Below are 23,151 nucleotides of genomic sequence, written 5' to 3' on the forward strand. Positions count from 1 at the left end.
AAGCCAATGCAAGACACCCCACCCGCTTGGCTTGACGCTCTGGTCAAACGATTTCTTCCTGCAGAGCTCTACGAAGAGCTGTTGGGGGATTTGCACGAGCAGTTTGCCTTTCAGGCCGAGGAGTTTGGAGCGAAAAAAGCCCGTTGGATGTATTTCTTTGAAGTGTTACGCTTTTGTCGCCCTTATTTTCTGAAACGCCGTTTTCGCGCCGATTCTAAATATTCAACCTCTTACACCTACAGCCCCACTATGATACGCAATTATTTCAAAATCGCTTTTCGTAACCTGTTGAAATACAAAGGTTATTCGTTTATCAACATCTTCGGTTTAGCGACGGGTATGGCCGTGGCGATGCTGATTGGACTTTGGGTGTGGGATGAATTGAGTTTTGAAAAATATCACCAACATTACGACCGTATTGTACAGGTAATGGAACATACCAATATTGGGGAGGGTATCTCTACAGAATCGGCGCTACCTATACCATTATCGGCTGAACTTCGGAATAAGTTTGGCAATGACTTTGAGAAAGTTGCTTCTACCCTAACCTATGAGCAGGTTATTTCGTTTGATGAGAATGCTTTTACAAAATTAGGTTGCTATGCAGAGTCTCAATTTACCGACATTATCAGCCTCGACATGAAGAAAGGTTCAAAATCAGCCCTAAACCCTAATGAGCTATTAATCAGCGAGTCGCTGGCAAAAGCAATTTTTGGGGATAATGACCCTATTCATAAAATTATAAAATTGAATAACGCTTACAACGTGCAAGTGGCTGGTGTCTATAAGGATTTGCCTAAAAATACACGGTTTTATGACCTGCATTTTATTGCTCCTATTGATTTACTTTTTGGTAACAACAAGGCCAATATCAATAACTGGTATAGTAGCTCTTTTCAAATTTATGCGCTTCTTCCACCCAATAGTAGTACCGAGTTTATTTCCTCTAAAATTAAGACTGTCCTATACGAGCATAATCAAGATGCTGCCAAACCCGTGCTCTTTCTGTATCCAATGGAGAAATGGCATTTGTATCAATTTAAAAATGGAGTAAATGTAGGCGGCAGGCTTGAATTTGTGTGGTTATTCGGGATTATTGGCATTTTTGTCTTGCTGTTGGCTTGTATTAATTTTATGAATCTAAACACAGCTCGCTCTGAAAAACGAGCCAAAGAAGTGGGTATTCGTAAGACAGTCGGTTCGGAAAGGAGGCAATTAATCGGGCAGTTTTTCAGCGAATCTATGTTAGTGGTGACCTTTGCTTTTGGATTGTCTCTACTTTTTGTGCAACTCATCTTGCCGACCTTCAACGAAGTGGCCGCGAAAGAAATGTTTCTTTTGTGGTCCACCCCTCTCTTTTGGTTGTTTAGTCTTGGTTTTACTTTACTTACTGGTCTGATTGCTGGCAGCTACCCAGCACTTTATTTGTCTTCTTTTCAGCCAATTAAAGTGTTGAAAGGGGGTAGCTTTCGAGTGGGGCGCTTAGCATCTTTTCCTCGCAAAGCTTTGGTGGTAGTTCAATTCACGGTATCTATCACCTTGATTATCGGAACCCTAGTTGTATTTCAACAAATCCAATATGCTAAAAATCGCCCGATTGGTTACAATCGTAATGGTATTCTATCCATTCCTTTCAACTCCTCTGAAATCACCAATTACAATGTGTTTCGAGATGAAATTATGCGTACCAACGCTGTAGTTCAGATGACGGCGTCCTCGAACCCAACAACTGGAATTTGGTCTTCTGCCGATAATTTAGATTGGAAGGGTAAAGACCCCAATCGGCAAGAAATATTTGGAACGGTGTTGATTGATCCAAATTTCGGTAATGTAGTGGAATGGAAACTCAAAGAAGGGCGTAGTTTTTCCAATCAATTCTCAACCGATTCGCTGAGTTTTGTCTTCAATGAAGCGGCTATTAAACAAATGGGACTAAAAGAGCCGATTGGTGAAATCGTAAAATGGCATGGTAAAAACTGGAAAATCATCGGTGTTGTAAAAGATATGGTGATGAAATCGCCGTTTGAACCCGCTGTTCCTACAGTATTTATGATGAACGACAAAGAACGGTCATTTAATGTCATCAACTTTAAACTGTCTGCTGCAACTTCCGTTGTTACAGCCATCAAAAAAATAGAAGCGGTCTTTAAAAAATTTGCTCCTAATTCGGCTTTCAACTACCGATTTGCAGACGAAGAATACGCCAAAAAATTTGCAGAAGAAGAGCGTATTGGCAAATTGGCTACCTTCTTTGCTCTTCTCGCTATTTTTATTTCCTGCTTAGGCTTATTTGGTTTGGCGTCGTTTGTGGCGGAACAACGTACCAAAGAAATTGGCGTACGTAAAGTAATGGGAGCAACTGTCATCAATTTGTGGGGATTACTGTCCAAAGACTTCGTTCAGTTAGTCTTTGTCTCTCTTTTTATAGCTTCGCCCATTGCTTATTATTTGATGGAAAATTGGATTCAGAAATACAGCTATCGGACAACTATTTCATGGTGGATTTTTGCGGCAACGGGTGTAGCAACATTGATAATCACCCTGCTAACCGTCAGTTTTCAAGCCATCAAAGCGGCGTTGATGAATCCTGTAAAGAGCTTAAAATCAGAATAAAAACAGCCCCCAAACCCCCGATGGGGGCTTAAAACCAAAGTTCGGAGGTATTTTTTATAACGTTTAAATTCCCCCTTTGGGGGACAGGGGGCTTATGCTACGCAATTATTTCAAAATCGCTTTTCGTAACCTGTTGAAATACAAAGGTTATTCATTTATCAACATCTTCGGTTTGGCGACGGGCATGGCCGTGGCGATGCTCATTGGACTTTGGGTCTGGGATGAGTTGTCCTACAACAAATACCATAAAAACTACGACCGCATTGCTTTGTTGCAGAAAAATCGAAGCTTCAATAACAATATTATTACCGAACAGTCCATGTCACTTCCGCTGGCTGCTAAATTAAGAGAATCGTATGGTAATTATTTTGACGAAGTAGTGGCTTCAAGTTATGGGGGAGAAAAGAGCTTGACATTTGAGGATAAAACCATCATAAAAAGAGGGCTTTTTATGGAACCAGGAGGTGAAGAAATTTTGGATTTAGAGATACTGGGAGGCTCCCCAAAGTTTCCCTTAGCACCATTTGAAATATTGATTTCTGACAAAACAGAAGACGCTTTATTTGGCGACAAAAGCGCGGTAAATAAAACCATTTATTTAGATAAAAATGCACCATTCAAAATCGTAGGGATATTCAAATCTTTGCCGCAAAATGCTACTTACCGTAGTACTTCATTTTATGCATCCATGGACTCTTATTTACAAAAAGAAGATTGGGTCAATGCCAAAACTCTTTGGGACGAAAACTCCTTTCCAATCTATGTGAAATTGGCCAAAAATGTTTCGGCAGAACAGGCTTCTGCATTGATAAAAGATGAAATCTATAAGGTCACCAAAGACCCTTCAAAGCCTTCTTTGTTTTTATACCCGATGGCGACCTGGCACTTATATCCCGAATATAAAGATGGTCTTCCAGTTGCTACAGGGAAAGATACTATTTTAATTTTGGGCTTCATTGGCTTGTTGACTATCGTATTAGCAGCCATTAATTTCATGAATCTAAGTACTGCTCGGTCCGAAAAACGCTCGAAAGAAATCGGGGTTCGTAAAGCAATAGGCTCAAACAGAGGTCAAATTATCGCTCAGTTTTACGCCGAAACGTTTTTAACAATCGTATTAAGTACTTCGTTGGCATTGATTTTAGCTCAACTTGCCTTGCCTTTTTTTAACCAATTGGCCGAAAAACAAATTGAATTTCCTTGGGAAAATCTACTTTTTTGGTTATCGATTGCTTTATTTTCTGGGGCAGCGATAGTTGTTGCAGGAAGCTACCCAGCATTGTATCTCTCTTCTTTTCATCCAGTTAAAGTACTGAAAGGTAAATTGCAAAGCAGCACCTTTGAGTTATTTTCAAGAAAAGGATTAGTGGTTTTTCAGTTTAGTATTTCTATTGCATTGATTATTTCGACAACAATTATCTATAAACAAATCTGGTTTACTAAAAACCGTCCATTGGGTTATGATACCAAAGGATTGGTACAAATACGCAAAAATAATGACGCATTAAGGGGTAATTTTTATGCCATGCGCCAAGATTTACTCAACTCTGGGGCGGTGGTAGAAATGGCTGAAATCAACAGTCCAATCTCTGAGTCTTGGCATTATTCAAGTCATTATAGCTGGCCAGAAAAAAGCGCCAATGCCGAAGATTTAGTTTCGTTACATGTTACCCCTGAATTTGGGAAAACCATTGATTGGAAAATTACAGCAGGGCGAGATTTTTCAAGAAACTTTAGCGACGATTCGACTGCCGTAATTTTGAACGAAGCAGCGGTAAAACTAATGGGTTTGAAAAACCCTGTTAACCAATTGATAAGAAAAGATGGAAAGCCGCTAATGGTTGTAGGTGTAGTGCAAAACATTGTGATGGATTCACCTTTTGAGCCAGTTCGTCCCACGGTTTTTGAAATGATCAAAGCGAATGCACCTTTCATAACCATAAAGTTAAAGCCTGAACTAAGTGCATCAGAATCAGTAGCCAGAATGGAAAAAGTGTTAAAGACATATGACCCGGGAGGCGACTTCAACTACCTTTTTGCCGATAGAGATTTTAATAAAAAGTTTTTTAGAGAGCAAAGAATGTCAAGTTTGATAAGTCTTTTTACCCTCCTTGCCATTTTTATTTCCTGTTTAGGGCTTTTTGGATTAGCCTCTTTTGTAGCGGAACAACGTACCAAAGAAATCGGAATTCGAAAAGTGTTGGGTGCCACAGTCACCAATCTTTGGCAACTGCTCTCCAAAGATTTCGTGGCATTAGTCATTATATCCTGCGTCATTGCCGCGCCGATTGCCTACTATTTTATGAACGAATGGTTGCAAAAATACACCTACCGCACCGAGATTTCGTGGTGGATTTTTGTAGCTGCAAGTGCGGGAGCATTAATAATTACCTTATTAACGGTTAGCTTTCAAGCCATCAAAGCCGCTTTGATGAACCCTGTAAAGAGCTTAAAATCAGAATAAACAAGCCAATGCAAAACACCCCACCCGCTTGGCTTGACGCTCTGGTCAAACGATTTCTCCCTTCAGAACTTTACGAAGAACTGTTGGGGGATTTGTACGAGCAGTTTGCGTTTCAGGTCGAAGAGCTTGGAGCGCAAAAAGCCCGTTGGATGTATTTCTTTGAAGTCATCCGTTTTTGTCGTCCTTATTTTCTGAAACGTCGTTTTCTCGCCGATTCTAAGTATTCAACTTCTTACACCTACAGCCCCGCTATGATACGCAATTATTTCAAAATCGCTTTTCGTAACCTGTTGAAATACAAAGGTTACTCGTTTATCAATATCTTCGGTTTGGCGACGGGTATGGCCGTGGCAATGCTCATTGGGCTTTGGGTGTGGGATGAACTGAGTTTTAATAAAAACTTCAAAAACCACGACCGTATTGGCCGAATAATGGTGCATAATGGCGAAGGGACGTATATGACGAACCCGATTCCGTTGGCCGCCGAGCTGCGCGCTTCGTATGGTTCTGATTTTAAATATATTGCCATGACTACCTCTACGCAGAAGTATGCGATACTCTCGGGAGACAAAAAATTCTTTCAATCAGGCAGTTTTATGCAGCCCGATGCGCCCGAACTGTTTGGGTTGGATATGGTGTATGGAACTCGCGCGGGGCTCAAAGACCCTCATTCGATTTTACTTTCTGAATCGCTCGCTAAAAAGCTTTTTGGTGATGAAAATCCGTTGGATAAAATTGTAAAGATAAAAAATCGGATGGAGGCAAAAGTGGCGGGTGTATATAAGGATTTGCCCAAAAATTCGGAATTTCAAGACCTGACCTTTATCGGGCCGTGGGATTTACTGGCTTCTTTTATGACTTTTATGAAAGAGCAAGAAAACGATTGGAACGATAACTCCTACAAGATTTATGTTCAGCTTGCTCCTAACGTTGATTTTGCGGGTGTTTCGGCCAAAATTAAAGACATAAAACGGAAGCATTTGGATGCAAAACGCGTCGCGTACAATCCCGAATTGTTTGTGCACCCGATGTGCCAATGGCACTTGTATTCCAAGTTTGCCAACCGAAAAAGCGTGATGAGCGACCAACTTGAATTTATTTGGTTGTATGGCATCATTGGGGTGTTTGTGCTGTTGTTGGCTTGCATCAATTTTACGAACCTGAGTACAGCACGTTCCGAAAAGCGCGCCAAAGAAGTCGGGATTCGGAAGTCGATGGGATCGCTTCGCCAACAATTGATTGCACAGTTTTTCGGCGAATCGTTCTTGGTTGTTTTTATTGCATTGGGTTTTGCGTTGCTTTTGGTGCAACTTGCTTTGCCTTTTTTCAATGAGTTGGCCGACAAAGAGATAACGATTTTGTGGTTAAACCCTGTTTTTTGGCTGTCGGTACTGGGCTTTAGCGTATTTACTGGCTTATTGGCAGGGAGTTATCCTGCGTTTTACTTATCTTCTTTTCAGCCAATAAAAGTGCTCAAAGGAATCGGTTTTCCATCGTCGCGTTGGCGGAGAGGAGCCTTTGCACCGACGCCACGAAAAATTTTGGTAGTGATACAGTTTACGGTTTCCATTGTGCTAATCATTGGTACGAGTGTTGTTTATCTCCAAATCCAGCACGCAAAAAACCGAAACGTGGGTTACGATAAAGAAGGGCTAATGGCCGTCTATATGATTACGCCCGACCTTTACCAAAACTACGAAGTGATTAAAAATGAGCTGCTTCAATCGGGCGCAGTAACTAATTTGGCAATCTCTTCTTCTCCCATTACGGATGTGTGGGAAAACCAAAGTGGGTTTGAATGGAAAGGTAAAGCCCCAGGTTTTGAAGATAATTTTGCGACTTTCCGAGTGACGCACGATTACAGTAAAATCGTAGGGTGGCGGTTTCGGGAAGGACGCGATTTTTCCAAAAAGTTTTCAACAGACTCTTCGGCCATTGTCATCAATGAGACGGCCGTAAAGTACATGGGCTTGAAAAACCCCATTAATGAAACGGTAAAGTGGAACGGAAAAAGCTACGAGGTGATTGGTGTCATCAAAGACATTGTGATGGGTTCGCCCTTTGAGCCGATATTACCTACGGTGTTTTTGTTGGATTACAACAACCAATACACGATTAACATCAAACTAAACCAAACAATGGCCACTTCTACCGCCGTTGGCAAAATAGCCGAGGTATTTCAAAAGTACAATCCTGCGGTGCCGTTTGATTACAAATTTGTGGATGAAGAATACGCCAAAAAATTTGCGAATGAAGAACGTTTGGGCAAAATAGCCTCCATTTTTGCCATTTTAGCGATATTCATCAGTTGTTTGGGCTTGTTTGGGTTGGCGTCATTTGTGGCCGAGCAACGTACCAAAGAAATGGGAGTACGCAAGGTACTTGGGGCAACGACTGCCAATTTGTGGGGATTATTGTCGAAAGATTTTGTGGTGTTGGTGGTTCTTTCGTTGTTTATTGCGTCGCCTATTGCGTATTATTTTATGGGTCAATGGCTACAGAAATACACCTATCACACCGAAATTTCGTGGTGGGTTTTTGCCTTGACGGGCGCAGGGGCTTTGCTAATTACCCTTTTGACCGTCAGTTTTCAGACCATCAAAGCGGCGCTGATGAACCCTGTGAAGAGTTTAAAATCAGAGTGATTTTAAAAGCCAGACGTTCCAAGTCTCAACAACTTGGAACGTCTGGCTACTTTGCCTTTTTACTGCGAGGCTTTCACCCGCGTATAAATTTCGCGGAAGTTTTTCGCACTTTCGGCGATTTCGGGGCCGTTGTTTTCCCAGTGGTACTCGTATTCGGCCGAAATCGGGCCTTTGAATTTTTGGCGTTTTAATTCACCAAGTACCGCTTCCACTTTACAATCTCCCGTTCCCCAAATCACGTCGTGGTACTTGCCGTCGGGCGTATCTTTTTTCACATCTTTGAAGTGCATACCAATCACGTGTCCGTTCAATTTTTTCAAACACTCGACGGGGTCAAGTCCTGAACGTACCCAGTGGCCAATATCGGCGCAAGCTCCTACGTATTTACTACCTGCAATGGCCGCAATCACCGTGTCGGGATGCCAGTAGCGTGAAGGTTTTGGGTGGTTGTGCAACGCTACGTTGATTTTGTATTCTTCCGCCAACTTCCGAATCATGGGCATTTGGGCTGCCGAGGGCTCCGAGTTGATATTGAGCACGCCCATGTCTTTGGCAAACTCAAACAAAGTTCTCCATTCTTCTTCTGTTTTGGCACCCACTACCCCGTAGGCCACAATGGTAATGCCCTTGTCTTTGATGAGTTTTTTTACTTGTTGACGCTTGGCCGCATCCATCGTAAAATCCATTTTTCCCTCAATACCGCCCCCAATGGTCTGCCCTGGAAACGCCTCGACGTATTTCAGGCCGCAGCTGTCGATTTTGCGCAGTGCGTCGGCAAAGGAAAACAAACGAAACGAGTACGATTGAGCGCCTAAACGCCAGCCTGCTTTGTCCTCAGGATTTTTTTGTGCTTGAACAGAAAATGCGCCTAGCGAAAGCAACAGTCCGCACAAGAAGTATTTGGCAGTATGTTTCATAAAATCAATGATTTGTTTTTGGACAAAAGTAAGGAGGCAGCCCTCTTTACCCTTTGGGAAGGGGTTTTATCCGTGTTTCCAAAGGAATCTGGGGCATCTGTGTTCCTTCTTGAAGAGTAACAAAGTCAAACATCACTGTCCTAACGCGTACAAACGTGTCCGATTATGGACAAACAAAATAAACTTGTATGTTATTTATATTGTTGAAAATCAAATGATTGTCTCATTTTTTGTTGCTGGCAAGGTATTTTATCAGCAAAAATAGAAATAATCAACATCGAATGAAACGGACGTACTTAGGAGAATTTGAAGAAATCGTTTTACTCGCCGTGGCTGTACTCAACGGCCAAGCCTACGGGGTATTGCTGATGCACGAAATCATTGAACAAACCGACCGCAGCGTTCGCTTGAATCAAGTGCATTCGGCCTTGCAACGGCTCGAAGAAAAAGGAATGGTTCGTTCGGAAATGGGAGAGCCTACCAACGAGCGCGGCGGACGCCGTAAGCGCTTGTTTTCGGTGACGGCCTTCGGTCAGCGAACGCTGCATGAAATCCAAGAGGTAAGAGCGAGTTTTTGGCAGCGTCTAACGCCCACGCTCAAATTTTCTGTGTAAACTTTCAATGCCCCCTATCGTCGCCATGACAAAAGACTAAACTCCATGCAGCACCAACCACCTGGCCTTGCCGACCGCTTTTTGCAGTTTTTCTGCGCACCTCATTTATTAGAAGAAGTGCAGGGAGATTTGCACGAAGAGTTTGAGTACCAAGTTGAGCGCGTAGGGATACGGCGTGCGCGATGGCGCTATTGGCGCGATGTGCTGGGCTTTTTACAGCCACGGTATATCAAACGTAAACCTTCTCAATACCCTCAAACCTATTTATTCAGCCTCAATATGATACGCAACTATTTCAAAATCGCCTACCGAAATCTCCAACGCAACAAAGCTTACGCTTTTATTAATGTGTTAGGCTTGGCTTTGAGCATGACATGTGGAATCCTCATTTTTACGTTGGTCAACTATCATCTGAGTTTTGACAATTTTCACAAAAACTCAGATAGAATATACCGTATTGTCACTGAAATGCACATGGAGAATGTTTCCTATGATCGAGGTGTACCAGCTCCTTTGGGACAGGTTGTTAGAAATGAGCACTCTTTTGGTGAGAAAACAGCCCGAATAGCTACTGTTACCGACCGTCTCATTATTTTAAAAAAAGGGAGTGAACTAATAAAGTTAAAAGAGCCAGAAGGAATTGCTTTTACCGAGCCAAGTTTCTTTGATATTTTCAATTATCCTTTGCTTCAGGGAAACAAAAACACCGTATTAGTTGAACCCAATACCGCTATTTTGACCCAAAAAATGGCCAAAAAGTATTTTGGAGACGAGAATCCGATTGGTAAGGAGTTTTGGTTGGAAAATAGAATCGTGTTTACCGTAACTGGAATTCTAAAAGATTTACCCCCCAACACGGATAGAAAAACCGAGATCTATGTTTCTTATCCTACCCTAAAATCATACAATTCGTGGTTGGCAAGTGATGATTCATGGGGAGGGGTGGATGATGCGATGCAGTGTTTTACGCTACTTCGCCCTAATGTTTCGGCAACACAAGCAGAAAATGCGATGGCTCCTTATCCCAAAAAGTACCGTCCCAGTAGCAAAAATGTCCACCATTATAAATTACAGCCTTTATCTGACATCCATTTCAGCACACTTTATGATGGGCCAATGGATAAACAAAATCTCTGGATACTATCCATCATCGGCTTTTTTTTAATCATAACCGCCTGTGTAAATTTTATCAATTTAGCCACCGCCCAAGCACTTAAAAGGTCAAAAGAAGTAGGAGTACGGAAAGTATTGGGAGGATTTAAAGGGCAGCTTTTCGGGCAATTTATTACAGAAACCGCCATTATTTCAGCGATTAGCGTTGTCATTGCAATTTTGCTTTCGTTTTTAATCTTGCCTTATGCTAATGATTTTTTTGACGCTCAAATGTCACTCAACTTGTTCTCGGACAGCCAATTATCCCTTTTTATTGTAGCTTTGGGAGTGATTGTTACCTTTTTTGCGGGTTCTTATCCCGGGCTTATTCTGGCGGGTTTCCAACCAGTTATTGCCTTAAAAGGGAAATTGTCTCATCAAACCATTGGCGGTTTCAACACACGACGTGCATTGATCGTTACCCAATTTGCTATTTCACAGGTACTGATTATTGGTATGGTGGTAGTTATCAGGCAGATGCAATATGCCAAGCAATCAGATTTGGGGTTTGATAAAGACGCCATTGTTATGGTTCAGGTAGGAGCCGACTCAACGGATATAAAAATGAAGTCATTGAAACATGACCTTTCAACCATTGCTGGTGTAGAAAAAATATCACTTTGTCGGGCGGCACCTTCTTCTGGTAATATCTGGACAAATACTATCCGATTTGATAATCAGACCGAACAGGTAAATTTCGGAACAAATATGAAAGCGGGCGATGAGGCTTATCTGTCCACTTTTGACTTGGAATTGGTTGCTGGCAGAAATCTTTTTCCATCTGATTCAGTAAAGGAATTTTTGGTCAATGAGACTTTTACTCGAAAACTCAACTTCAGTTCTCCTCAAGAAGCTATTGGGAAAGTGATTGCAGCTAATGGAGGCTCAATGAGGGGTCCTATTGTCGGTATTATCAAAGACTTCCACGATCTGTCTTTTCACGCAGAAATCAATGCGGTAGCCCTCACCACTAACAAAGACGATTATTCAAACTATGCCATTAAATTAACTATGGCAACAGCTAAAACCACCTTAAACGCTATCGAAAAAGCATGGACAGCAAAATTTCCCGACCAGATTTTTGAGTATGAGTTTTTAGATGAAAGCATCGCTCAATTTTATGAAACAGAAGAACGGTTTTTGAAATTGATGACTCTGTTTTCGATCATCGCCATCTTTATTGGCTGTTTGGGGCTTTATGGATTAGTGAGTTTCATGGCAACGCAGAAAACCAAGGAAATTGGGATTCGGAAAGTATTGGGCAGTAGCCTCGCACAGATTTTATGGATTTTTGGAAAAGAGTTTGCCCGTTTGATTGTCGTGGCCTTTCTGGTTGCGGCGCCCATTGCGTGGTGGTTTATGAATCAATGGCTGCAAGATTTTAAGTTTCACATCACGATTCAGCCTTGGATATTCGTAGTAGCCATTGCCATCACGCTGTTTGTCGCTACCCTGACAGTAATTTACGAAGCGACCAAGGCCGCCTTGGTGAATCCTGTGAAATCGTTGAAATCGGAATAAATACCACGCGTAGGGACGTTGCATGCAACGTCCTACCAACCATCCCTATGCAGCACCAACCACCTCGCCTCGCCGACCGTTTTTTGCAGTTTTTCTGTGCACCTCATTTATTAGAAGAAGTACAGGGAGATTTGCACGAAGAATTTGAGTACCAAGTTGAGCGCGTGGGTGCGCGGCGCGCTCGTTGGCGCTACTGGCGCGACGTGCTGGGCTTTTTACAGCCACGGTATATCAAACGAAAACCCTCTCAATACCCTCAAACCTATTTATTCAGCCTCAATATGCTACGCAACTATTTCAAAATCGCGGTTCGGAACTTGTTAAAAAACAAGGGTTATTCTTTTATCAATATCGGTGGCTTGGCTGTAGGTATGGCCGTGGCTATCCTCAGCGGGCTTTGGGTTTGGGATGAATTGAGTTTCAACCAATATCACCAAAATTATGCGCGGATTGCCCAAGTGATGATAAAAGAAACGGATGAAGGAAAAGTAGGTTACTCTACTTCTGTGCAGTATCCGTTGGCAACAGAATTAAAAACAAACTATCAAAACAAGTTTAAACACATCGTAACATCTTCAAATGCAGGAGATTATATTCTGACGGCAGGTGAGAATAAATTCATAAGGAAAGGCCAATTTATGGAAGCAAAAGCACCCGAAATGCTTTCCCTAAAAATGATTTATGGCAATTGGTCGGGCCTTAATGACCCTCATTCTATTTTGATTTCGGCTTCAACGGCACAAGCATTATTTGGCAATACCGACCCACTTAATCAGGTGATGAAAATCAATAATAAATTGGATGTCACCGTTACGGGCGTGTACGAAGATTTACCACTTAATTCAGTATTTAATGACATCAACTTTTTGGCACCGTTTGACTTATGGGTATCGGACAATGAGTGGGTGAGGGAATCTGCTAACAATTGGCACAACCATTTTTTGAAAGTGTACGTAGAGATTCAACCAACGACGGATTTTGAGCGCATTTCCAAAACAATCAAAGATGCTGAACTGAAAAATATTGGTGACTTAAAAGACAAGGTCGCTGAAAATCCACAGGTATTTTTACATCCGATGCGCAATTGGCATTTGTATCCGTTTAAGAACGGAGCCGTAAATCCCGAACCTACCCAGATGGTTTGGTTAATTGGTATTATTGGTGCATTTGTGTTGCTATTGGCTTGCATTAATTTTGTTAATTTAAGTACAGCTCGCTCCGAAAAACGTGCCAAAGAAGTGGGCATTCGCAAGGCGATTGGGTCGGTTCAGGGGCAATTAATCAGCCAGTTTTTTAGCGAGTCTTTTTTAGTGGTTCTGCTATCCTTTTTTCTCGCTTTTTTTCTGCTGCTATTTACGCTCAATTGGTTCAATGATTTGTCTGCCAAAGCGATAATTATACCTTGGACTAATACTTATTTTTGGTTGTTTTGTCTGCTTTTTATTTTTGTAACTGGGCTATTAGCAGGTAGTTATCCTTCTTTTTATCTGTCTTCTTTCCAGCCTATCAAAGTTTTGAAAGGGATAAACGTCGTCAATCGCTTTGCATTCGCGCCCCGAAAAGTCTTGGTTGTTTTTCAGTTTACCATTTCAGTTACCCTCATTATCAGTACGATTGTGGTGTATCGTCAAGTTCAATTTGCTAAAAACCGCCCCGTGGGCTATACCCGCGAAGGTTTATTGATGTTGGCAATGAAATCTGATGCTTTTTCGGGGAAACATGAGATACTTAGAACTGAACTGAAAAACACAGGTGTCGTGTCCGAAATATCGGCATCAATGGGACGAATGACGCAGGTGTCTTCCAACAATGATGGTCTGGAGTGGAAAGGGAAGAAGCCCGAACAAGACAAAAGTTTCAGCACCTTAACCGTTACCCACGAACACGGAAAAACCGTAGGCTGGCAGTTTGTAAAAGGTCGAGATTTTTCGAGGAATTATGCCACGGATTCTTCGGGTATCGTCATTAATGAAGCTGCCATGAAATACATGGGATTACAAAACCCTCTTGGCGAAACAATCAGTTGGAAGTTTCGCGAAAACACTGCCTACTTTCAAGTGATAGGTGTCATAAGAGATATGGTAATGGAGTCTCCTTACGAACCTGTCAAACCAGCTGTTTTTTACATAAAATCCGTTAATGGAAAGCCTAACTGGTTGAATATCAAAATTAATCCATCGGTAAGTTTCCGCCAAGCATTGCCCAAAATTGAGGCTGTTTTTAAGAAAATTGTCCCCACCGTTCCTTTTGATTACCAATTTGTAGATGAAGAATACAACGCCAAATTTAAAGCCGAAGAACGCATCGGAAAACTGGCTACTTTCTTTGCTGTTCTCGCTATTTTTATTTCCTGCCTGGGTTTATTCGGACTGGCATCGTTTGTGGCCGAGCAGCGCACGAAGGAAATAGGCATTCGTAAAGTACTGGGTGCTTCGGTCGCTGGTATTTGGCAATTGTTATCCAAGGATTTTGTAGTATTAGTAATTATATCATGCCTGATTTCGGTGCCTATTTCTTACTATTTCATGGATGGGTGGTTACAAAAATATAATTACCGAACCGAGGTTTCGTGGTGGATTTTTGGGGTGACCAGTATAGGTGCTTTGGGTATTACATTGCTTACTGTCAGCTTCCAAGCCATCAAAGCCGCCTTGGTGAATCCCGTGAAATCGTTGAAATCGGAATAAATACCACGCGTAGGGACGTTGCATGCAACGTCCCTACCAATCATCCCCATGCAGAATCACCCCCCCCACCTCGCTGACCGCTTTTTGCAGTTTTTCTGTGCACCTCACTTGCTGGAAGAAGTGCAAGGAGACTTGCACGAAGAATTTGAGTACCAAGTCAAACGCGTAGGTGTGCGGCGCGCTCGTTGGCGTTACTGGCGCGACGTGCTGGGCTTTTTACAGCCACGGTATATCAAACGAAAACCCTCTCAGTATCCTCAAACCTATTTATTTAGCCTCAATATGCTACGCAACTATTTCAAAATCGCCGTTAGGAATCTGTTGAAGCACCCTACTTTTTCGCTCATTAATATCGCAGGCTTGGCCATGGGGCTGGTTTGTTGTATGGCCATCGGCTTATATGTATGGGACGAATACCAATACGACCGTGCCGTACCGCAGTTTGAGCACACCTACCGCCTCACTGAAAGGCAAAAACAAGCCACAGGACTTTACAATGTTGCCGTAACGCCTGGGCCGCTGGCTCCTGCGCTCAAAAATGATTTTCCAGAAATTACCGAAACCGCCCGCGTCGGAGCGTGGTCGGGGCTACTTCAGTACGAGCAAAAGACGGTCGAGCCCGAAGCGATGCGGGTAGTCGATGCCTCTTTTTTGTCCTTTTTCGGTTTTAAACTTTTGAAAGGAAACCCACAAACCGTTTTATCATCGCCCGATGAAGTCGTCATCAGCGAAGCCGTTGCCGAACGTTTTTTTGGAAAAAACTGGGCCTCTGAGCCTATTTTGGGGAAAACGATTCAGTACAATCAAGAGCGGCCACTTCGTTTGACGGGCATCGTTGAAAATGCACCAGCCCGTTCGCATCTTCAATACGATGTGTTGTTACCTTTTATCTATTTTCAATTGAACGACAAATGGAGCTACAATTGGAACAGTAATAACTACCATACCTACCTCAAAATCAGACCCAATGCCAATGCCGCTGTTTTTGCTCAAAAATTGGCAGGACAGCTAAAAAAATACAAAGAAGACAACGAAACGCTCCTTTTGCTGCAACCTTTACAAGACATTCATTTGTATTCTGACTTCGATTTTGGAACGGATTGGGGCAAACGTGGCAACATCCGTTACGTCCAGATCTTCATTGCGGTAGGGCTGATTGTGTTGTTTATTGCCTTGTTTAATTTTATCAATTTATCTACCGCCCGAGCTACCCAACGAGCGCGTGAAGTGGGGGTGCGCAAAAGCGTAGGTGCGTTGCGTTCCAGCCTTGTCGCTCAATTTTGGGGAGAATCGCTGCTCATGACCAGTTTGGCACTGGGAGTTGGGTTGGCCCTATTGAATTTGCTGCTGCCTTTTTTTAGTGAATTGTCGGGTAAACCTATGACATTGCCGTTCCACGAGCCTTTATTTTGGGCTTCGATGGCGGTTGTTTTGGTACTTATCAGCTTTTTGACGGGGCTTTATCCTGCGTTTTACCTTTCTTCTTTCCGTCCAGTCAACGTTTTGAAAGGAATTTTTGATAAAAAATCAGGCACAAGTTTTCGGAAAACGCTGGTGGTGACGCAGTTTGTGATGTCGGTTGTTTTAATCATCGGTACCATTGGGTTGTATCAGCAATTGCAATTTATTCAAAACAAAAAATTGGGTTTTGATCAAGAACAGTTACTCTATGTACGTCTGAAGGGCGACCTGCGCGAAAAATCATTGACAATGAAGGAGTTATTGGTTAAACAAGGCAGTATTGCTTCGGTCTCGGCCACGACCAATACGTTGGTAGATGTTCAAAACACTTCTTATATCGAATGGCCTGGAAAAAGTCCCAAAGATGAAGTGCTTATTACGCAAATCAACGTAGATGCCGATTTTCTGAAAACTACGGGTATGAAATTAGCCGCTGGACGCAACTTTTCTTCTGCCATCGCAAGCGATACGAGTAATAAATTTGGAACGTACCTCATCAACGAAACTGCCGCCAAACGCTTGGGCTGGACGACTCAGCAGGCATTGGGGAAAAAAGTAAACTTCTGGGGTTTGGAAGGCGAAATTGTAGGAGTATTGCGCGATTTTCACTTCCGACCAATGAGTGTCAAAATTGAGCCTTTCATCGTTCGCTTTCGACCTAAAGAATCTTATTTCAGCTTGTTGGTCAAAACACAGCCTGGTAAAACCGAGCAAGCCTTGGCCGATATGGCCCGTATTTATAAACAGTTCGAACCCAACCATCCTTTCAGCTATGGGTTTGTCAATCAGGACTTAGACCGACAATACGCCATAGAACAGCGCACTGGACAATTGCTGTTGAGCTTCTCTATTCTTGCCATTTTGATTGCCTGTTTAGGGTTATTTGGATTGGCTACATTCACCACCGAGCAACGCATCAAAGAAATTGGCATTCGCAAAGTACTGGGAGCTTCCATTGCCAATATCACGGGGCTGTTGTCCAAAGATTTTATCAAGTTGGTAGTGATTGCCAACGTCATTGCGTTTCCATTGGCCCACTACGGACTCAGCCAATGGCTCCAAAATTTTGAGTATCGTATCGGTATCGAATGGTGGATATTTGTGGTTACGGCAGTGTTAGCCATCGGCACCACGTTGGCAACGGTCAGTTTTCAAGCCATCAGGGCGGCGTTGGTCAATCCTGTAAAATCATTGAAATCGGAGTAGCGACGTTGCATGCAACGTCTCCACCGCATGCAACGTCTCTACAGCTGTCCGATAATACACGGAATACTGTCCAAAAGCGGACAATTGTTTTGGTTGAAAAACCTGAAAAAAGCCCTCAAAAGGGGCTTTTTTATTTTTGGCACACTATTTTATCGACATTATCGGAAGAAATACAAAAATCCAATGAAACGAACTTTTTTGGGGGAATTTGAAGAAATCGTTCTACTGACGGTCGCCATTTTGGGCGAAGAAGCCTACGGCGTTACTATCACACAAGAACTGGAACAGAAAACGGGACGTTCGGTGGGGTTTAGCACGGTGCATACCACCCTCCAACGGCTGGAAGAGAAAGGTTTTCTAACCTCTCAAATGGGCGGCGCAACGGCCGAGCGAGGTGGACGTCGCAAGCGATTTTTTACGGTGACAGCGACGGGTAGAAAAGCGTTGGTGGAAGTCAAACAAGTGCGAGAAGAGCTTTGGGGAGCTTTACCCCCTCAAACCTTGCAATTAATGGGCGGCTAACATGAGACATCATCCTCCCCGCTGGGCCACGACCTTACTACGTTGGTGGGCCGACCCCAACACTTCGGAAGAAGTGGAAGGTGATTTATTGGAATTATATAACCATTGGGTACAAACCGTTGGCGAGCGAAGCGCCAATTGGAAATACGCCTTGAATGCCATCAAACTTTTACGCCCTTTTGCCAAAGACAAGCGCACCCATTATCCCACAACCTATTTATACAGTCCAACGATGATACGTAACTATTTCAAAATCGCTTTTCGTAACCTCCTCAAACACAAGGGGTATTCGTTCATAAATGTCGCAGGTTTGGCCATTGGTATGGCTGTCGCTATGCTGATAGGACTTTGGATTTATGATGAATTGAGTTTTAACCAGTATCATCGAAATTATGAGAGAATTGGGCAAATACGTTCTATTTCGACCGAACCCAGCACTGGCGTAAGCGAAGGTAGCCCACACATGCCTATCCCGATGGGGGGAGCATTGAAAGAAAATTATAAGCATTTGTTTTCTAAGGTGCTGGTTTCTTGGGCAGTAAGCGACTATACATTAAAGCTTAATGAGAAAAATCTGACGGGGAAAGGCCATTTTGTGGAATCTGGTATATTGGAAATGCTTTCGTTGAAGATGCTCAAAGGAAGTTATGGAAGCCTGAAAGACCCTCATTCCATCGTATTGTCAAAATCAATGGCGGAAGCTATTTTTGGGAGCACTGACCCAATCAATCAATCCCTTAAAATTGATAATGCCATCGATGTAAAAGTAACTGGGATTTATGAAGATATGCCTAAAAATTCACGTTTCAGCGAAGTGCAATTCTTTACGCCATGGGATTTATTCGTTTCTTCAAACGCATGGGTAAAAGGAAATGTAACGAATTGGGATAACACCTCGTTTGGTATCTATGTTGAGCTTCAACCCAATGTCAGTTTAGAAACCGCACAGGCTGGACTTAAAGGCTTTTATGCCAAAAATGTCCCAACTGATTATATGAAGCTTTTGGAAAGCTACAAGCCAGAAATATTTGTCTATCCGATGAAACAATGGCATTTATATTCGGATTTTACCGACGGCAGACCTACGGGCGGGCGCGTTACTTTTGTTTGGCTCTTTGGTATTATCGGTGTTTCTGTGCTGTTGTTAGCCTCTATCAATTTCATGAATCTAAGTACAGCTCGGTCTGAAAAACGGGCAAAAGAAGTCGGTATTCGCAAGGCCGTTGGCTCGCTACGTACGCAGTTGATAGGACAGTTTTTTAGTGAATCATTCTTGGTTGTGCTACTCTCATTTGTTATTTCCTGCGGGTTAATAATCCTCGCTTTGCGTTGGTTCAACGAATTGGCCGACAAAGCCATTTCTTTACCATTCACTAATGGGTATTTCTGGGCTGGAAGCATTGCTTTTATTTTGCTAACAGGGCTTCTGACGGGCATTTACCCCGCATTATATTTGTCTTCTTTTCAACCCCTCAAAGTGCTGAAGGGCACATTCAAAGTAGGTCGTTTTGCAGCGGTTCCACGCAAAGTATTGGTGGTGATTCAATTTACGGTTTCGGTAGTCATTATTATTGGAACCATGGTGGTTTACCAGCAAATTCAGCACGCGAAAAACCGCCCAGTTGGCTATAATCAAGAAAGCTTGATTACGATTGGCCTGAATGACCCTAATTATAAAGACAAATATGATGTCTTCAAGCGGGAATTACTGGCTACGGGCGTAGTCTCCAACGTGGCACTTTCCAATAGTCCGTTGACGTCCATCTGGAACAGGTCGAGTGGATTTGTTTGGAGGGGCAAAGCCCCCGAAACTCCGTCTGGTTTTAATAAAATCAGAGTAACTTCTGATTTTGGGAAGACGATTGACTGGAAAATAATTGCTGGACGCGATTTTTCGGACGAATATAAGTCAGATTCGGCAGGGGTGATTCTGAATGAAGCGGCTGCCAAACACATTGGATTGAAAAATCCGATAGGCGAATACATTAAAACAGAAGATGGAAAGTTTGTTTGGCAAATTGTGGGAGTTGCCAAAGACATGGTCATTCAGTCTCCCTATGAGCCTATCAACGGTACATTTTACTTTTTAGATTCTCGTAAGGTGTCGACCCAAATGACCATCAGAATCAAATCGACAGCTGGCACAAACGACGCGCTGGCAAAAATTGAAACCGTATTTAAAAAGCTAGTACCCTCAGCCTCCTTTGATTATAAATTTGTAGATGATGTTTATAATCAGAAATTTAGCCAAGAGCAGCGCATTGGTCAGTTATCAACGCTCTTTGCCGTTTTGGCTATTTTTATTTCCTGTTTGGGCTTGTTTGGGTTGGCTTCATTCGTGGCCGAACAACGCACCAAAGAAATCGGAATTCGTAAAGTGTTGGGCGCTTCTGTTACTAATTTATGGCAAATGCTTTCCAAGGATTTCGTGATTTTGGTGATTATTTCGTGCGTGATTGCCGTTCCTATAGCCTACTATTTTATGAGCGGATGGCTGGAAAAATACACTTATCGCACCGAAATTTCGTGGTGGGTATTTGTGATGGCAGGCGCGGGAGCGCTGATGATTACCCTGTTGACAGTTAGTTTTCAAGCCATCAAAGCCGCGATGGTCAACCCCGTAAAATCCCTAAAATCGGAGTAGAGACGTTGCATGCAACGTCTCCACTGCATGCAACGTCTCTACCACACGCAACGTCTCTACCATCTACCTGTATTTATGCAACATACCCCTCCCCGCTGGGCCACGACCTTACTACGTTGGTGGGCCGACCCCAACACTTCCGAAGAGGTGGAGGGCGATTTGCTAGAATTATACAACTATTGGGTAACAACCGTTGGCGAGCAAAAAGCCAATTGGAAATACGCCTTGAATGCGTTGAAACTATTACGCCCCTTTGCCAAAGACAAACGGGCTCATTATCCCAAAACCTATTTATACAGTCCGACTATGTTACGTAACTATTTCAAAATCGCTTTTCGCAATCTCCTCAAATACAGGGGTTACTCCTTTATTAATGTCACAGGATTGGCTACGGGGATGGCTGTTGCCATACTTATCGGTTTGTGGCTATACGATGAGTTATCATACAACAAACAGTTTGAGAACTACAATCGCATCGTGCAGGTGATGCAACACCAAACGTTTGACGGCCAGGTCAATACCCAAACCGCGAATCCTTATCTGATGGGGGAAGAAATTCAAAATAAGTACCCCAATGATTTTAAATACATCGTGATGTCGTCGTGGACAAACGGTCATATTTTGGCCTACGGCGATAAAAAACTAACCAAAACGGGCAATTATTTTGAGCCAGGCATTACCGAAATGTTGAGTCTCCAAATGCTGAAGGGCTCTCGGGCAGGCTTGAACGACGTCAATTCGATTCTTTTGTCTGAATCGGCGGCAAAAGCTTATTTCGGCAACGAAGACCCGATGGGTAAAGTGATGAAGATAGATAACAAAAACGACGTTAAAGTAACGGGTGTTTACAAAGATTTGCCGTACAACTCCGACTTCAAAGATTTGACATTCCTCTTGCCTTGGTCGTTGTACCTTAGCAGTAAGCCTTGGATCAAAGAAATGACCAACCCGTGGCGCAGCAATTTTACCCAGACCTACGCTATGTTGGCCGACCACGCTGATATTGCCCAAGTTTCGGCCAAAATCAAAGATGTGAAACTCCACAAAGTACGTGCCGAAGAACGTGCGTTCAAGCCCGTCGTGTTTTTGCAGCCTATGAGTAAATGGCATTTGTATGCGGAGTTCAAAGACGGTATCAACATTGGTGGTCGCATCCAATTTGTGTGGTTGTTCGGCATTATTGGCGGATTTGTGTTGCTGTTAGCTTGCATCAATTTTATGAACCTCAGCACGGCCCGTTCCGAAAAGCGAGCCAAAGAAGTGGGTGTGCGAAAAGCAGTTGGTTCAGTACGCGGACAGTTAATCAACCAGTTTTTGAGTGAGTCGCTGTTAGTAACGCTCATTTCCTTTGGGTTAGCTATTTTGTTAGTACAGCTTGCTTTGCCCATGTTTAACGAAGTGGCTGATAAAAAAATAACGGTATTGTGGCAAGAACCCTTGTTTTGGCTCTCGGGAATCGGTTTTACAGTCCTTACAGGTATCATTGCGGGAAGTTATCCCGCCTTTTACTTATCATCGTTTCGGCCCGTGCAGGTTTTAAAAGGCACATTTCGAGTAGGGCGTTTTGCCTCTGTACCGCGCAAAGTACTGGTAACCATTCAGTTTACGGTGTCAGTGGCGTTGATTATTGGAACGATGGTGGTTTTTCAACAAATAGATTTTGCCAAAAAACGTCCCGCTGGCTATGCTGTTGATAAACTGCTCTATGTGCCTATTTCAACCCCCGATTTGGCCAATAAATACGAAGTAGTGCGCAATGATTTACTAAAAACGGGTGCTATTGCCGAGGTATCCGAATCTTCGAGTCCAATCACAAGCGTTTGGGCAATTAATAATGGTTATAGTTGGAAAGGAAAAGATCCAGGCATTCAAGGCAATTTTGCGGCGGTGTCGGCAACGCACGAATTCGGGAAAACCATTGGGTGGGAGTTGAAAGAAGGCCGCGATTTTTCACGGGACTTCCCCACCGATTCTACCGCAATGATTCTCAACGAAACTGCCGTAAAGTTTATGGGGTTGAAGAAGCCCGTGGGTGAAATTGTGAAAATCGATGACAAAGTGTTTCACGTCATCGGCGTAGTCAAAGACTTGGTGATGCAGTCGCCGTACCAACCCGTTTTCCGTACCAGTTTTGTGTTGGATTACAACGATGCCAGTGTCATTAATATCAAAATCAACGCGACGACCAATACCAGCGATGCCTTACCTAAAATCGAAGCGGTTTTCCGAAAGCACAATCCCGCCGCACCATTTGAGTATCAGTTTATCGATGAAGAATACGCCAAAAAATTCACCGATGAAGTTCGCATCGGCAAGTTAGCCACGTTCTTCGCCATTTTGGCCATATTCATTTCTTGCTTGGGGTTGTTTGGGTTAGCGAGCTTTGTGGCCGAGCAGCGCACAAAGGAGATTGGTATTCGGAAAGTACTGGGTGCTTCGGTATCCAACTTATGGGGACTTTTGTCGAAAGAATTTGTGGTTTTGGTCGTGGTGGCCTGTGGTATTGCTGGGCCAATAACGTGGTATGGGATGAACAACTGGATACAAAAATTTGACTACCATATCGAAATTTCATGGTGGGTATTTGTGGCTACGGCTATCTTGGCCGTTGGCATTGCCCTCCTAACTGTCAGCTATCAAGCCATCAAAGCCGCCATCGTCAATCCCGTAAAATCATTGAAATCGGAGTAGAGACGTTTCATGCA

General features: G+C 43.1%; 11 protein-coding genes. 10 read left to right on the forward strand and 1 reads right to left on the reverse strand.

What is annotated here, in order from left to right; all coding sequences use genetic code 11:
- Positions 1–6 precede the first annotated feature (6 nt).
- The 3 genes from K339_RS0110090 to K339_RS0110100 all read left to right on the forward strand — a co-directional run bounded on the left by K339_RS0110090 (position 7) and on the right by K339_RS0110100 (position 7,722).
- Complete coding sequence (locus tag K339_RS0110090; protein WP_084332175.1) at positions 7–2,613, forward strand: ABC transporter permease; 2,607 nt, start codon at positions 7–9, stop codon at positions 2,611–2,613.
- Between the two features lie 94 nt (positions 2,614–2,707).
- Positions 2,708–5,077: an ABC transporter permease gene (locus K339_RS0110095; protein WP_028523461.1), complete on the forward strand. Its 2,370-nt coding sequence runs from the start codon at positions 2,708–2,710 to the stop codon at positions 5,075–5,077.
- An 8-nt stretch (positions 5,078–5,085) separates the two neighbouring features.
- Complete coding sequence (locus tag K339_RS0110100) at positions 5,086–7,722, forward strand: ABC transporter permease (RefSeq protein WP_084332176.1); 2,637 nt, start codon at positions 5,086–5,088, stop codon at positions 7,720–7,722.
- Positions 7,723–7,781: 59 nt separating this feature from the next.
- On the opposite strand, the gene K339_RS0110105 is transcribed toward K339_RS0110100, so the two are convergent.
- Positions 7,782–8,639: a sugar phosphate isomerase/epimerase family protein gene (locus K339_RS0110105; RefSeq protein WP_028523463.1), complete on the reverse strand. Its 858-nt coding sequence runs from the start codon at positions 8,637–8,639 to the stop codon at positions 7,782–7,784.
- A 281-nt stretch (positions 8,640–8,920) separates the two neighbouring features.
- Here K339_RS0110105 and K339_RS0110110 point away from each other — a divergent pair, with 281 nt between their 5' ends.
- From K339_RS0110110 to K339_RS0110140, 7 genes are all read left to right on the forward strand, one after another.
- The gene (locus tag K339_RS0110110; RefSeq protein WP_028523464.1) at positions 8,921–9,253 is read left to right on the forward strand and encodes a PadR family transcriptional regulator; all 333 of its coding nucleotides are present in this window, start codon (positions 8,921–8,923) and stop codon (positions 9,251–9,253) included.
- A gap of 45 nt (positions 9,254–9,298) precedes the next feature.
- On the forward strand, positions 9,299–11,926 hold the full coding sequence (locus K339_RS0110115) for a permease prefix domain 2-containing transporter (protein WP_051397923.1): 2,628 nt from the start codon (positions 9,299–9,301) through the stop codon (positions 11,924–11,926).
- Between the two features lie 47 nt (positions 11,927–11,973).
- Complete coding sequence (locus K339_RS0110120; protein WP_028523466.1) at positions 11,974–14,613, forward strand: permease prefix domain 2-containing transporter; 2,640 nt, start codon at positions 11,974–11,976, stop codon at positions 14,611–14,613.
- Between the two features lie 48 nt (positions 14,614–14,661).
- Positions 14,662–17,280 (forward strand): ABC transporter permease, encoded by a 2,619-nt coding sequence (locus K339_RS0110125; RefSeq protein WP_084332177.1) that lies wholly within the window; start codon positions 14,662–14,664, stop codon positions 17,278–17,280.
- A gap of 183 nt (positions 17,281–17,463) precedes the next feature.
- Positions 17,464–17,802 carry a PadR family transcriptional regulator gene (locus tag K339_RS0110130; protein WP_028523468.1) on the forward strand — a complete coding sequence of 113 codons (339 nt, stop codon included), beginning with the start codon at positions 17,464–17,466 and terminating at the stop codon, positions 17,800–17,802.
- A 1-nt stretch (position 17,803) separates the two neighbouring features.
- Complete coding sequence (locus K339_RS0110135) at positions 17,804–20,446, forward strand: ABC transporter permease (protein WP_028523469.1); 2,643 nt, start codon at positions 17,804–17,806, stop codon at positions 20,444–20,446.
- 27 nt (positions 20,447–20,473) lie between these two features.
- The gene (locus tag K339_RS0110140; RefSeq protein ID WP_229598722.1) at positions 20,474–23,137 is read left to right on the forward strand and encodes an ABC transporter permease; all 2,664 of its coding nucleotides are present in this window, start codon (positions 20,474–20,476) and stop codon (positions 23,135–23,137) included.
- Positions 23,138–23,151 lie beyond the last annotated feature (14 nt).

It is taken from the genome of Runella limosa DSM 17973, from assembly GCF_000482465.1.
Taxonomy (GTDB): Bacteria; Bacteroidota; Bacteroidia; order Cytophagales; family Spirosomataceae; genus Runella; species Runella limosa.

Excerpts from the sequence above, each read along its gene's own strand:
- K339_RS0110095 (WP_028523461.1), top strand. The coding sequence starts at position 2,708 with ATGCTACGCAATTATTTCAAAATCGCTTTTCGTAACCTGTTGAAATAC.
- K339_RS0110130 (WP_028523468.1), top strand. The coding sequence starts at position 17,464 with ATGAAACGAACTTTTTTGGGGGAATTTGAAGAAATCGTTCTACTGACG.
- K339_RS0110125 (WP_084332177.1), top strand. The coding sequence starts at position 14,662 with ATGCAGAATCACCCCCCCCACCTCGCTGACCGCTTTTTGCAGTTTTTC.
- K339_RS0110115 (WP_051397923.1), top strand. The coding sequence starts at position 9,299 with ATGCAGCACCAACCACCTGGCCTTGCCGACCGCTTTTTGCAGTTTTTC.
- K339_RS0110110 (WP_028523464.1), top strand. The coding sequence starts at position 8,921 with ATGAAACGGACGTACTTAGGAGAATTTGAAGAAATCGTTTTACTCGCC.
- K339_RS0110140 (WP_229598722.1), top strand. The coding sequence starts at position 20,474 with ATGCAACGTCTCTACCACACGCAACGTCTCTACCATCTACCTGTATTT.
- K339_RS0110135 (WP_028523469.1), top strand. The coding sequence starts at position 17,804 with ATGAGACATCATCCTCCCCGCTGGGCCACGACCTTACTACGTTGGTGG.
- K339_RS0110105 (WP_028523463.1), bottom strand. The coding sequence starts at position 8,639 with ATGAAACATACTGCCAAATACTTCTTGTGCGGACTGTTGCTTTCGCTA.
- K339_RS0110090 (WP_084332175.1), top strand. The coding sequence starts at position 7 with ATGCAAGACACCCCACCCGCTTGGCTTGACGCTCTGGTCAAACGATTT.
- K339_RS0110100 (WP_084332176.1), top strand. The coding sequence starts at position 5,086 with ATGCAAAACACCCCACCCGCTTGGCTTGACGCTCTGGTCAAACGATTT.
- K339_RS0110120 (WP_028523466.1), top strand. The coding sequence starts at position 11,974 with ATGCAGCACCAACCACCTCGCCTCGCCGACCGTTTTTTGCAGTTTTTC.